The sequence below is a fragment of the Labrys sp. Lb11 genome (assembly GCF_057554225.1).
The window spans coordinates 1-12,871 of record NZ_BAAJOT010000014.1 but is presented as its reverse complement, the minus strand read 5'-3'; the positions used below and the strand labels follow the sequence as shown (position 1 = coordinate 12,871).

The window sequence follows — 12,871 nt, the reverse complement described above, 5'->3', positions numbered from 1 at the left end:
TTGTCGCGGGTGATCTGCACCGCGGCCTCGGCCGTGGTCTTGTGGATGGTCGGCGTCGCGTCCGGGTCCGGCGCCACCGGCCAATCCGACGCAAAGCCGCCGGTCGCCGGATGCGGGCCGAGGCCGATCGCATCGACGGGGGCCGAATGGCCGGCCGCCGGCATCGGCGCGAAGGCGAAGGCGGCCGTGCCGTCGTCGGCGGTCACGGCCAGCGCGTCGGCGAGGCCGCCCGCATGCGGGCTCGCCGCGTCCGCCGGCGCGCCGCTGCCGACCGGCTGGCCGACCCTGTCGGCGTTGCGGTCTCCGGCGGCGATCGGCGAGCTTTGCGGGCCGGCCTCGTCAGCGCCGTCGGGCGCGTGGGAATCGGCGCTGCCGTCGGCATGCACCGGGCCCGGCGGGCTCGCCGAGCGGCGGCGGGGCATCGAGGCTGGAGACAAGCAGATCCGTTGCGGAAACGAGGTCCGTGGGCTGCGACATGGTCGTGCTCCGTTGCTTCAGTGCAAACGAGCTGCCGCGCCCAGCCTAGCAGCAGGTAGTCGGATGTGGCATAAAGTTCGACCGGCAGCGCTCCGCCAATTGCCGGTTTTCTGCGCCCGACATATCCGGAACGTTGCGCGAGCAACCTACAGCAGTTTCGGATTGTTGCGTAGCGGAAATTATGGTCGCACAGGCGGAATCCGCCGGCACGGGCAGTCCCGCCCGACGGTGCGGGCGATCAGGTCGCCGGCCGCGGCGCCCAGGGCCGCCGCCGGCGCCGGCGCGAGGCCGGCGACGCGCGCACCGCCGGCCCGGACGGCGTCATCGCCGCCGAAGCCGCGGAACCGCCGCGGCCGGCCTCGTCGCCGGGCATGCCACCCGCCGATCCGGCCGAGACACGTCCGTCCAGCCCGGCGCCGCGCTGGCCGGCGCTTCCCTGCTTGCCGATCTCGCCCATGATCAGCTCTCCGTCGAAGTCCCCTCCAGTTACGGCAGGCGGCAGCCGAACGGCTGTTCCCCAAGGAACTGCACGCGAGTCCTCGCAAGGCTCCGCCTTCACGACGCCGTGAAGGCGGGGCGGCAGCCGACGCAGCCTTCGGGCGCCGCGCCGCCGAAGACCAGCGCCTGGACATAGTCCGGCGGGATGCCTCGACGGTGAGCCGCGGCTGCGTGTGGAAGCCGAAGCGGCCGTCATAGCCGGGTTCGCCGACCAGCACGTAGCCGCGCCAGCCCCTCGCGCACCAGCGCCTGGCCGATGCCGCGGCCCTGCCGGTCCGGCCGCACCGCGAGCGGGCCGAGCCCGTGCCAGCCGCCGGCCCGGCCGTCGATGGCCGCCTCGGTGCCGCTGCTGTGGGCGGCTTCGGCGAAGGCGGCAGTGACGAGAGCCCGGATGCCGGCGATGTCGCGGGGCGCTTCGGGACGGATGGGCATGGGGGGCTCCCCTGGGGCAAAGGGCCCGGCTGCGGGCAGCCGGGATGGCACGGGATCGATAGCAAAGTATAGGGTCGGGGTCTCCCCATTTGGCTTGGGGATACAGACGGCCTAGCCATAGCTCCAGACTCGCATTGATCTTTTCATCGAAACCCGAGAATCCATCGATCAGCCTGATCGCGTTGCCGTCTCCACCAGCAGCAAAGCGCCAGCGCCCGACGACAGCTCCAAAGTGGATCGGCAGCATCCGCCAGCCGCAGCCAGAGCGCACCAGATAGCGCACCGCGTTGATCACCTCGCGAAAGCCCACCTCGCGCGGCCGGCCGCGACGCCCCGGCTTGGGCATCAGCGGCGCAATCTCCACCCACTCTTCATCCGTAAGGGCCTGTCAGGAAATAACCGCTTCTGGTATTTGGGTTGATGGGTCGATTGTATAATTCCATTCGCCGTGGAAATCGTGGCGGCGGATGTTGATGTTTTGCCAGTCGGCGTCGGAGACGGCGATGCCTTTGGGATATGTGTTGGTGTCGAGTTCACACAGGACCTTCAACCCGGTCTTCGTGGTTGTCGAGGCGATCAGATCGACGATGACGCGATAGCTGACGAGGGGGTGCGCGCGCCAATTTTGGGTGATGAACGAGAACAGGCGGTGCTCGATCTTGTTCCACTTGCTTGTTCCCGGCGGGAGGTGGTGCACTTCGATCGAGAGACCCAGTTCATCGGCGAGGCGCTGCAATTCAAGCTTCCAAAGGCGTCCGCGCGAGGCGTTGCTGCCGCCACCATCGGCGGTGATGACCAGGCGCCTGGCCAGGGGATAGCGACAGCAGCCGACCTCCCGCCACCATCGGCGGATGGTCTGCGCGGCGAAAGCCGCGGTGTCATTGTCCATGCCGACACTCACCCAGCCCGCATTGGCGGCGAGGTCGTAAACGCCATAGGGAATGGCGCGCCCCAGTTCCTGGATGAGAAAGTCGTGCACGCGCACCGTCTCGGGATCGCCTCGGGGCCGCCATTCCCGGCCGGCGTTCTTGAAGTCGCCGACCAGTTCCTTCTTCTTCGTATCGACCGAGATGACCGGCTGCTGGTCCGCCAAAGCGGTCTTGACCGCGGCGTTGACCACCTGGAACTGAGCGTCGCGGTCGGGATGGTCCGCGCCTTCCAGGGTTTTGCGATTGGCCTGCAAGCTGAACTTTTCCGCCTTCAGCAACTCTCCGACCACCGTGTGGCTGACTTTGTGGCCAAGTTCCCCGAGTTGAGCGGCCAAGCGACGGGTGCTCTTGCAGGTCCAGCGCAGCGGCGACATCGGATCCCCGCGCGCGCCCGGCTCGACCAGCCCCAGCAGATCAAGGAGCAACTGGGGGGCTTTCTCAACCAGTGACTTGCGTCCGCCGCCCGGGCGACGAACGCGACCTTCCGGCAGGGACGCAGGAGCCGCGATGTCCTTCAACCCGCGCCCGATCGTACTCGGCGCGATGCCCGTCACACGCGAAACCGCCGCTATGCCGCCATGACCGGCCGCCTTCGCCTCGCTGGCCGCAAACAACCGCCGTTGCCGTTCGTCAAGGTGCCGCAGAAGCGCAGACTGGCGCTTGCGCAGGGAAACTTCGTCAATCATTCCCTACGATACGACACTCTGCCTCCGACAGGAATCCCACGACATCACCAAAAAGCCCAACCGATTCGCCTATTCCCTTCCGGCCCCTAAGGTCTGACGGGTAGCGCTTGATCTTCTTGGCCATCCGGCCGCGGCTCTGCTCGGTCCACATCCCGAGCATGAGACGCTATGTCCATTTGGGCGGCCCGTTCCGCGGCATGCAACAACGAGGGTTGACCGGCTCTTCGGTCAGAGCCTCATGCATGGGGAACGGGCCATGGACCAAAATACAACGACTTTCGTGGCGATGGATACGCACAAGCGGACGATTTCGGTGGCGATCGCCGAAGGTGGGCGGCGAGGCGAAACACGGTTCCTGGGCGAGATCACGAGCCGTCCGGAGGCGGTCGCCAGGCTGGTGGAGCGGCTCTCGAAGAAGCACGCTCAATTGGCGTTCTGCTATGAGGCCGGGCCTTGCGGCTACGGGCTCTATCGGCAGATCGTCGCGCTCGGCCACGAATGCGTGGTGGTGGTGCCGTCGCTGGTGCCCACTCGGCCCGGCGACCGGGTGAAGACGGATCGCCGCGATGCGGTGACCCAGGCCTCGCTGTTCCGGTCGGGCGAATTGACGCCGGTCTGGGTTCCCGACGAGGCGCACGAAGCCATGCGTGACCTATGCCGCGCCAGGCAGGCGGCGGTGGAGACCTTGCGGCGAGCACGCCAACAGGTGACCGGCTTTCTTCTGCGGCACGATCGGGTCTATTCAGACGGCAAACATTGGAGCGGCAAATATCGCAAATGGCTTGCTGGCCAGCGGTTTGATCATCCCGCGCGGCAGATCGCATTCGAGGAGCTTGTACAGGCAATGGAGGAGGCGCTGGCGCGACGCGACCGGCTGGCCAAGCAGATGCAGGAGCTTCTGCCCTCCTGGTCGCTTGCGAAGGTCGTCGCGGCCATTCAAGCCTTGCGCGGCATCGCCGCGATTTCGGCGATGACTTTGGTCGCCGAAATCGGCGACTTCCGCCGCTTCTCCAACCCGAGGCAACTCATGGCTTATCTCGGGCTGTGCCCAAGCGAGCGGTCGTCCGGCGCCAAGACGGCGCGTGGCGGCATAACGAAGGCGGGCAACACGCGCGGGCGGCGCATGCTCGTCGAAGGCGCCTGGACATATCGCACACCGGCGCGCGTCGGACTCGCGATTTTGGAGCGCAACGAATTCCTGCCGCAGTCTGTCAAGGAAATCGCCTGGAAGGCGCAGGTGCGGCTGTGCGCGAGATATCGTCGACTTGCGAAGGCTGGAAAGCCGATCAATGTCGTCTGCGTCGCCATCGCGCGCGAACTCGCCGCATTTGTTTGGGCCATTGCGACAAATCCCGCCATCACCGCCGCCTGAAAGAAGACAGGCTGCCGAAAAGAGGGAGAACTGTCGAAATCCGTCGTTGAACATCTGCTCATCGCCGGAGGCGGAGGCACGGTAGGGCAATCCTCGCTGTGATTCTGTGGCCGATCGAAAGGTCGACGCCCGGCTTGAGACAGAGGCAGGCCCGAGACGAAAACGCGGTCTTGCGGTAGCCAACCCGCGCATCAGAGTCTGATCAACCGTCGTCTCGAAGCCTTCGCCTCCGGCTATGCGCAGGACAAACTGAATAGGCCGCTGCCGCGGAACAGATCTGCTTGCCAAAGCCTCTTGAAAATGGACATGAGAATCACGCCTCGCCATAAACACCAAACCATTTTATGAGTTTACGCCCTAACAGGCTGCTGAAAAAGTCCCCGATGTACCCGGTTCGATTCGGCTTCGGACTCATTCCGATTGCGGCACGTCCCGTGAACAAAGCAGTTTTTCAGCAGCCTGCTAATCTCTCGCCGCATTCATATTTGCCCCGATTACCGAGGCGAGCCCTACCGCAGTAGGTTCCGCCTCGGTGAGTTCGGAAGGCCACGACAGTTGACAGTTAGCTCAAGACAAGGTGGGCTCGTTTCAGAAGGGCACTCTCCGTCGGAGCATGAAACTCACCCATTTTGAATGCCCCCACACCACCGTGCAACGCTGTCGCTATCCCGGTTAGCAGGTTCCTGCGATAGTCTTGACTGTGTACGCTGGAACTTGAATCTAGCAGGCTGAGCAGCGCTCGGAGAGCCTCCTTTTCCTTGTGTTTGAAGAATAGGTCACCGAGTGCCATGATAGCGCCATAGGCGAGATCCGGTTTTTCTAACCATCCATCTGCGCTCGACAACTGTATAATTTTTGGTATGTAGCTTCTTGCTAAATCCCAATATGAGCATAGAGCGTAAATGGCTCCCAACTGGGCGTAATCATCATCGATATTTAGATATTTCGAAACTAGACCGACGTCAGCCGGACTAGGCTCAACGCTCAGCGCCAAAGCCCGCACCAGATTGTGCGCTTCCGCATCTTCGCAGCCTTCGGCGAGGCGTAAACGTATTTCATTAATCTCTCTGGGCGAGAGGATCTTCCCATCTTGTATTCGGCGTACAGCTTCGCGCGCGTCAAGCATTGTTCGTCCTACGGGTTTGCGTCATTCAGGGTTTTGTCGACACGATCAACATGCTCTGAAATACTACCTATGGTATCATTGATGCTCCGTCGTTGGACGTCCGTCAACGCTGAGTCGCGGAGCATCCCTTCGAGCGCAGTTCGTTGGTTCAACAAGGACGCTCGTGCTTGTTGAACCTCCATATAGTGGTTGTACTGACGCCCGCCCAGCACGACAGGGTTTCCCATGATGTCTCGTACAGCGCCGGTCATATCGCTCTTTGTGAGATGATTTGTAACGGAATTCTCAATTTTTCTGGCAATTTTGGTTGCTTCCTTTGTGCCTACTTCTTTCGCCATTCTGGCTGCAGTTCCAATCACTTGAGCACCTGGCTCGGCCGCCTTCTCCGCTCGAGCCAAGATTTGTGCAGTCTTCAGTGCCTGTGTTTTCGCCGCAATATTAGCCTTGGACACTACCCGGAGGCTCATCGCTGCGGCTTTCATGAACATGCCGCCTTCCATCGCCATGCGGCCGACTCCCGCTGTATGGGGTTCAGCCATGCCTGCCTGCCCGGCGGCATCGAGGGTATTGCCCACTACCTCGAGCGCCACAGCGAGCCCTTCCTGCATTTCTGCTCGCTGGATTTCGTTATCGAGTTGGCAATCCGGGCCACAAAGCCGAGCGTGCTCTCTAAGCACCGAGCCGATATCGACGTGCCCGCTGGGATCGCTGACATTGACCGGATTGTTGTCCGCGTAGGCGTAGCGGTTCGTCCCCACGCCCTCCTGCGTCGGGTCCCACCAGTCCGGGCTGACGAAGCGGGCGATCCTCGGGTCGTAGTAGCGCGCGTTGAGGTACAAGAGCCCGGTCTCGTCGAGCCGCTGGTCGATATAGGCCTTGGCCTCCCGGCTCGAGCCGTCCGCCGCGTCCTGGGCGCCGCGCTGGAAGCCGTAGGGGGCGTAGCTGCTGCGGCTGACCTCGGCGCCGCCCGCGTCCGTCACCACCCGGATCGAGCCGAGATGGTCCTTCAGCAGCGTCGTCACCGTGACCGGCCGGCCCGGCACCGCCTCGCGCTTGATCGCCGGCACGGGGTAGCTGACCCAGGTCGCCGCGGTCGGCACGCAGGAATTGGTCGAGGCGGAGTAGGTGACGCGCTCGTCGCCGAAGACGTAGAGCGTCGTCTCCTCCGGCTGCTGCGACAGCGCCAGGCTGCAGCCGCGCGGATTGGCCCGGGTGATCTTCTTCAGGCGCGCGCCGTCCGGGCCGTAGACGAAGGTCGAGGTGCGGGTCAGGACGCCGGCGCTGTCGTAAGTGTCGATGCGGGTCGGGCGGTTCTCGCCGTCCCAGGCGTAGCTGCGGTGGAGCTGGCCGTTGAGCCTGCTTTCGGTGAGGTTGCCGTTGGCGTCGTAGGTGAAGGCGTAGCCGCCGGCGGTCTTGGGGGCGTGCGGCCGGGCCTGGCTGGGCAGGGCATAGTCGTAGGCGCCGATGCCGGTCTTGGAGGTCAGGTTGCCGGCGAGGTCGTAGGCGTAGCTTTCGGTGTAGCTGCCGGTGACGTCGTTGCGGGCCAGGGTGAGCTGGTCGAGGCGGTCATAGCCGTAGGTCCAGGCCTCGGCCGGGGCCGGGCTGCCCGCGGGCACGGTGGTGCCGGCATCGGTGATCGCGTCGATGCGCCCGGTCGGGCCGCGCGTGTAGGACAGGCCCAGCAGCGTGGTCGTGCCGCGGGCGTGCGCGAGACCGGTCAGCCAGCCGCGGGCCGGGTCGTAGCCGGCTGACGTGGTGACGCCGTTGGCGTAGCGGGTGACGAGCGGCTGGCCGGAAGCGTCGTAGGTGACGGCATCGACCAGGCCGGGCACCTTGACCAGACGGCCGGCCGGGTCGTAGCGCATCCAGGTGCTCGAGGTCGTGCCGCCGACCGTCGAGCCGTCCGGCAGGCCGCGCTGCAGGATGCGCGAGCCGGCGTCGTAGGCCGTGGTGGTGACGTAGGGCACGGCCTGGCCCGGCTCGGCCAGGGTCTTCCTCACCTCGCGGCCGAGGGCGTCGTAGTCGGTGGTGAGGGTCGCGGTCGCCGGCTCGGAGACGGTGGTCAGCTTGCCGACGTTGGAGAAGCCCGGCCGATCCTCGTCATAGGCGTAGGTGGTGGTGATGCGCCCGGGGTCGCCGGCGGAGAGCTCGGCATGGACGATCTTGCTGCGGACGCGGTTGAGCGCGTCATAGAGGAAGGCGGTCTGCTGGCCCCTGGCGTCGGTCTGGCGCGTCAGGTTGCCGGCCGCGTCATAGCTGAAGGTCCAGAGGCCGAGATCCGGGTCGTCGACGCTGACGCGCCGGCCGAGCGTGTCGAAGACGTTGGTCCATTTGGCGCCGGCCGGATCACGGAGCTCGGTCAGGCGGCCGAGCCCGTCATAGACCAGGGAGCGGTGGACGGGATCGGTCCCCGCCGCGTCGCGGAAACGGGTCTGGCGCACGGTCCGGTCATAGGCGTCGGTGTGGGTGACGGTCTTGCGGCCGAGTTCGTCGGTGGCGGTGGCGGCGAGGAAGCCGTGCAGCCAGGTGCCGGCGATGTCGGAGGCGTGGTAGGCCAGCGTCGATGAGCTGCCGTCCGGGTTGGTGACGGTCACCGGCCGGTCGAGGGCGTCATAGGCGGTGGCGGTGAACTGCGGCGTCTCCGTGCCGTAGAACGGCCGGCTGACCTTGGCGACGGTGCCGCGCTTGTCGTAATCGGTGAGCGTGTTGATGTTCTCGGCGACCAATGCGCCGGCCTTGGCGTAGGTCTTCCAGGTGCGGCCGAAGCCGTCGAAGAAGGTCTTGGCGAAGGTCTCGCCGCCGCCGAACTGCGGCCTGTAGACCTCGATCCGCTGCGAGGCCGGCTGACCGACGGCGATGTACTCGTAGCGCTCATAGGCGCCGAGCGGCTGGGTCTTCTGGGTCAGGCGGCACAGGGGATCATAGGCATAGGTCGTCTGCTGGCCGTTGGCGTCGGTGACGGTCAGCGGCCTCTGGCACTGGGTGTCGTGGCTGGTCCGGACGACGTGGCCCTTGGCGTTGCGGACCTCGACCGGCAGCAGGTGATAGGTGGCGTCGTAGTCGGTCTCGGTGCGGTTGCCGAGCGCGTCGATCGCCACGGTCGGGTTGCCGTAGCCGTCGTAGACGGCCTCGGCGGCGGTGACCCAGGCGTAGCCGGAGGCACCGACCAGCTTGCGGCGGGTCTTGGTCAGGTTGCCCTTGCCGGGAGCCATGTCGTAGGCGGCGTTGTTGTCGTAGATCATCAGCGAGTCCGCCAGCAGCGGATCGGAGCTGAGCTTGCCGGCATAGACGCGGATGCGGCTGGGGGCCGAGACGATGTAGGCGGCGGTGTTCGGGGTGAACTCGGTCACGGTCAGCCGCTCGTCGCCGTCGCGGTCGGCGTCGCCGTCCTCGTTGAGGGTGATGAGGTTGCCGTAGGCATCGACGTCGCGCCGCACCCGGGTGGTGCGCGTCGCCCCCTCGAATGTCATCTGCTTCTCGCTGGCGGTGTTGACGGCGGTGTAGGGCAGCGTCAGTTCGGTGCCCGCCGGCAGCGGCCATTGCGAGGTCAGCACGTCGCTGGTTCCGTCCCTGGCCTTGACGCTCCAGGTCTCGGTTGTGACGGCCAGCGCCCTGGCACCGGGCTCGTTGGTGGTTTCCTCCAGTCTCTCCAGCTTGCCGGCCGCGGCCGGGTCCTGCCGGAAGGTGTAGATGCGGCGCGGACAGACGGTCTCGCCGGCATTGCAGGGCAGGTCCGCCGTCGCGGTGCGGAAGCCGAGGAAGCGCCGCTCCACCGCCGAGTAGAGGCCGCCGGCAAAGGCATAGGTGGTGGTGCCGAAGGAGCCGGGCTGGGCGCGGCGGTCGTCGAGGGTCAGGGACTTCACCACCTGCAGGATGCCCGGCATCACGCCGTGCACGACGCCGGAGGACGGGCGGTAGGCGATGCGCGTCTGGCCGCCGAGCGGGCCGGTCACAGAGGTCAGCAGATCGGGGAAGTCGGTCGCCGACTCCCGCGGGAACGAGACCCGGCCGCTCGGCCTGGTCACATCCGGCGAGTTCCAGACCAGGTCGTCGCGTCCGTCGGCGTCGACGTCGACCAGGGCAAAGATGGAGACGCCGAGGGGCCGGACCACGAAGCCGGATCCGGTCGAGGTCAGCATGGTCGCGTCCTGGCTGGCGCTCGAATAGTCCCGGTTGACCACCGCGTCGGCCCGGCCGTCGCCGTCGACGTCGCCGACCAGCAGCGGCGGCTGGCAGCTGCCGGTGACAGCGATATCGAACGGGACGTCCGTCGCCCAGATCTTGTGGACGAAGCCCGTGCCGGTCGAGATCAGGACGGCGACGTCGGCCTTGTTCGTGTTGTTGGACTCGACGATGACGAGATCCATCTTGCCGTCGCCGTTGACGTCGGCGGGTTTGATCTTTCTATAATACCCGAAATAATCCCCGTATGGTTGGCAAGGTGGCAATGTTCCCAAATGCCCATAATACGCCATGACTTGCGGCGGTGAGAAGCCGGCACCATAGGACAGGGCATAGGTCACTTCGATTCTGTCGTCAGCTTTCTGATCGACCCTGACGAGATCGGTTCGACCGTCGCCGTTCATGTCGATCAGGGATTCCTGCTGCGTGACCGGAACGGTGATCCCGGCACTGGGCGGAATCGGGCGCGGCGAAACCAGCCGCGTCTGATTCCAGTCGCCAATGAGCAGCTCCTGCGCGCCGTCACCGTCAAAGTCGAGGACGCCGATCACGCGCTCATCGTCCGTGATCGAGGCCAGGTCCTGATCGCCCACCCTCAGCTTGGTGGAACGACCGCTGCCTCCGGACGTGGTATCGTGGATAACGACCTCTGATTTGCCGTCGCCGTCGATGTCGATCAATGGGCCTGCGGAATAGCCATGGTTGATCACCTCGACGTAAGGATCTCCGCTCTCATACTTCAGGTGCGTTTCCGTCGCCGGGCAGTCGAACGTCGTCGGTACCGCCGGATCCGAACCGAACCCTGGATAGACGGTGCAGCGCTGCGGGGTCGTCGTGCAGTTCTCGCTCGTGCAGACGCTCTCGGGCGTCACCCGGAACGTGGCCACGCCGAGCCCCTGAGCGCCGCTCACGTCCGCGACGCCGATGGCGCCGGAACTTCCCAAGGCGTGCGCGAACAGGGAGTCCTGCGGCTCGCCCCACCAGAACTGCCCGCCCTGATAGGCGAACTCGGTCGGGGGCAGCGCCGTGTCACCGGTGACGTGACCATCGGCCAGCACGGCGTCGCTGCCGTATTGCGTCAGCTTGAGCAGGCGCGAAGAGCCGGTCGCGGCGCTCTGGTCATAGGTGAAGTCATAGGCGCGGGCGCGGGCGCCGCCGGTCCGGATGTCGATGGCGGTCAGGCGCTTGTCGAGGAGCGAGAGCGACTTGTCCGTCTGGTCGATGGTGCCGTTGGCGTTCAGCGGCTTGAGCGCGCCGTTGGCCACCGTCATCCAGGCCTCGGCCGGAGAGCGCTCCCGATGGAAGACGATGGTGACCGGGTCGTCGGCCGGCGCCGGGTCCCTCGTCTTATAGGTGATGGTGTCGGGCCAGCACACCGGCGCGACCGGGCAGTTGTAGCCGTAGCTGACCGTGTTGCCGTTGGTGTCGGTGACGCTGGCGAGCAGCCAGCGGGCCGCGGTGGCCAACAGCGGCAGGTCGGCGTCGGTCGCGGCCCAGGTCGAGGCCGGCTTGTAGGTCGAGACCGTGCCGTCGCGGCCGGTCACCGTCCAGCCGTCCGCCCCGCGGCGGATGCGCAGGAAGCTCTCGACGCGGGTGGTGTAGTAGGTCACCCCCGTCTCCGCGCCGGTGGTACAGACGGGGCTGTCCATGGCGCCGGAACAGGCGACCATCTCCTCGCCGTCGAGGGCGTAGGTGTCGGTGGCGGTGAAGCGCGGCGTGCCGCCGCCGCGGGTGACGCGGGCGATGTCGGAAAAGCCCGCGAGCCGCATGCCGACGCCGACGAAGCCGGCCGACCAGCCGCCGGCGCGGGCGCCGGCATTGGAATCATAGACCAGAGCCAGCTTCGGCTCGATGCCGTGGAAGGCCGGGACATCGATCGGCACCCGGTGCGTGAACGAGCCGTTCGATGGGGCAGGCTGGATCTTGCCGGTCGTTCCGGTGCTGTCCGTCAGCGCCGCGACCGGGTCTTCGCTCGTCGCAGTGGTGGATGCGGCGACGGCGGGTGCGGGCTGCGCGTCCGTCTGTGTCTCGCCTGCCTTCGCAGCCTCTTCCGCGGACGCCTTTGTGTCCGCGGCGGCCTCGGCGTCAGGCGTGGCCGCGCCCGGCTCTGCCGGCTTGGCCGCATTCTCCCCGGCAGCCGACCTGATCGGATCCGAGACCGGCACCGGCGGGGCGCCGGCGGCCGGGTCGGGCGGGGCGGTGGGGGGCGGGGTGGTGAGCCCGGCCGTGGCGGCCGGGGGCGGCGCCGAGGCCGCCGGCCTGGCGATCTCGGCGGCCACGGGGCCGGCTCCGATCGCGAAGGCCAGGGCGGCGGTCAGCAGCACGCGGGCGCCGGCCCGCAAGCGGGCCGCGCCGGATCGTGTGGTCATGAGACCTCCTGGTGCAAAATGCCGGGCAAGCCGGCGGACGAAGCCCCGCGCCGGCCGGACGGGGCCGGGCGGCGCGGGGCGGTGGATCGCGGGCGGGGTCGTCGCGGTCTGCGGCCGGCCCGCGGGCGGCGCGCAGGGCGGTTCGTCGCGCGGCCGGCTCATGGCGCGGCGCCGTGCAGGCCGGGCCGGGTGCGGCCGGTGACGGCGGGCGGCGCGGCGTGGCCGAGGGCCTCGATGCGCGCGACGATCGGCGCCAGGCACTGCTCCTCGAGATCCCGGCGGACCAGCTCGACAAGTTCGCGCGGGTCGAGCTCGACCTCGGCGGCGAAGCGGAAGTCGCGGCCGCGCCGGTAGAGCCATTGCAGGCAGCGGTCGAGGTCGCGGGCGAAGGCGTCGCGCATGTCCTGCAGGATGTCGGCGTCGTCGACGCCGCCGCGCGGCACGACGGCATGGCCGATGCGCAGCTCGTTCAGGCCGAAGGGATTGCGGCGGGGAGTGAAGGGCAGCATGGCGCCTCGCGAAGCTGCGGGGTGGCGGGCGTCCGGCCGATGCGGCCGGACGGGCAAACGGCGCCCGGAGCCGGCGCCAGCCGGCTTCGGTGCGGTTTCATGATTTCTGATTTTCAGAATATCGACAAGGGTGGCGGGGCACAGATTTTTCGGTAAACGCGCATGCCCGCCCCGCGACCGGCGTCTCCGGCTTGACTCGGCGGAGGCATTGTTCTCTTTTTGTTCACGGAACGGCAACAGCAGGGGACGGCATGTCGCACATCACCCATTTCGTCGTGCAGCCCTTCGTGG

General features: G+C 66.8%; 8 protein-coding genes and 1 pseudogene. 1 reads left to right on the top strand and 8 read right to left on the bottom strand.

The window, feature by feature from the left end; all coding sequences use genetic code 11:
- The 5 genes and pseudogenes from AC27L4_RS33155 to AC27L4_RS33135 all read right to left on the bottom strand — a co-directional run.
- The coding region (locus AC27L4_RS33155; protein ID WP_487146975.1) for a hypothetical protein at positions 1-422 on the bottom strand (422 nt) is incomplete at its 3' end.
- 293 nt (positions 423-715) lie between these two features.
- Positions 716-934, bottom strand: a complete 219-nt coding sequence (locus AC27L4_RS33150) for a hypothetical protein (protein ID WP_487146974.1) — start codon at positions 932-934, stop codon at positions 716-718.
- Between the two features lie 233 nt (positions 935-1,167).
- A complete protein-coding gene (locus AC27L4_RS33145) occupies positions 1,168-1,407 on the bottom strand; it encodes a GNAT family N-acetyltransferase (RefSeq protein WP_487146972.1) in 240 nt (79 codons plus the stop codon).
- A 193-nt stretch (positions 1,408-1,600) separates the two neighbouring features.
- Positions 1,601-1,789 (bottom strand): annotated as a pseudogene (locus tag AC27L4_RS33140) (transposase); the annotation flags it as partial.
- A 6-nt stretch (positions 1,790-1,795) separates the two neighbouring features.
- Positions 1,796-3,022, bottom strand: a complete 1,227-nt coding sequence (locus tag AC27L4_RS33135; protein WP_487146971.1) for an ISAzo13 family transposase — start codon at positions 3,020-3,022, stop codon at positions 1,796-1,798.
- Between the two features lie 256 nt (positions 3,023-3,278).
- Between AC27L4_RS33135 and AC27L4_RS33130 the strand changes: the two genes are divergently transcribed.
- Positions 3,279-4,394, top strand: a complete 1,116-nt coding sequence (locus tag AC27L4_RS33130) for an IS110 family RNA-guided transposase (RefSeq protein ID WP_487146970.1) — start codon at positions 3,279-3,281, stop codon at positions 4,392-4,394.
- Positions 4,395-4,956: 562 nt separating this feature from the next.
- On the opposite strand, the gene AC27L4_RS33125 is transcribed toward AC27L4_RS33130, so the two are convergent.
- The 3 genes from AC27L4_RS33125 to AC27L4_RS33115 form a co-directional block, all read right to left on the bottom strand.
- Entirely contained in the window at positions 4,957-5,520 is a 564-nt protein-coding gene (locus AC27L4_RS33125) for a hypothetical protein (RefSeq protein WP_487146969.1), read from the bottom strand.
- 8 nt (positions 5,521-5,528) lie between these two features.
- Positions 5,529-12,071, bottom strand: coding sequence for an RHS repeat-associated core domain-containing protein (locus AC27L4_RS33120; protein ID WP_487146968.1), 6,543 nt, complete (start codon positions 12,069-12,071; stop codon positions 5,529-5,531).
- A gap of 158 nt (positions 12,072-12,229) precedes the next feature.
- Complete coding sequence (locus AC27L4_RS33115) at positions 12,230-12,580, bottom strand: hypothetical protein (protein WP_487146967.1); 351 nt, start codon at positions 12,578-12,580, stop codon at positions 12,230-12,232.
- Positions 12,581-12,871 lie beyond the last annotated feature (291 nt).

Excerpts from the sequence above, each read along its gene's own strand:
- AC27L4_RS33115 (WP_487146967.1), bottom strand. The coding sequence starts at position 12,580 with ATGCTGCCCTTCACTCCCCGCCGCAATCCCTTCGGCCTGAACGAGCTG.
- AC27L4_RS33145 (WP_487146972.1), bottom strand. The coding sequence starts at position 1,407 with ATGCCCATCCGTCCCGAAGCGCCCCGCGACATCGCCGGCATCCGGGCT.
- AC27L4_RS33130 (WP_487146970.1), top strand. The coding sequence starts at position 3,279 with ATGGACCAAAATACAACGACTTTCGTGGCGATGGATACGCACAAGCGG.
- AC27L4_RS33125 (WP_487146969.1), bottom strand. The coding sequence starts at position 5,520 with ATGCTTGACGCGCGCGAAGCTGTACGCCGAATACAAGATGGGAAGATC.
- AC27L4_RS33135 (WP_487146971.1), bottom strand. The coding sequence starts at position 3,022 with ATGATTGACGAAGTTTCCCTGCGCAAGCGCCAGTCTGCGCTTCTGCGG.
- AC27L4_RS33150 (WP_487146974.1), bottom strand. The coding sequence starts at position 934 with ATGGGCGAGATCGGCAAGCAGGGAAGCGCCGGCCAGCGCGGCGCCGGG.
- AC27L4_RS33120 (WP_487146968.1), bottom strand. The coding sequence starts at position 12,071 with ATGACCACACGATCCGGCGCGGCCCGCTTGCGGGCCGGCGCCCGCGTG.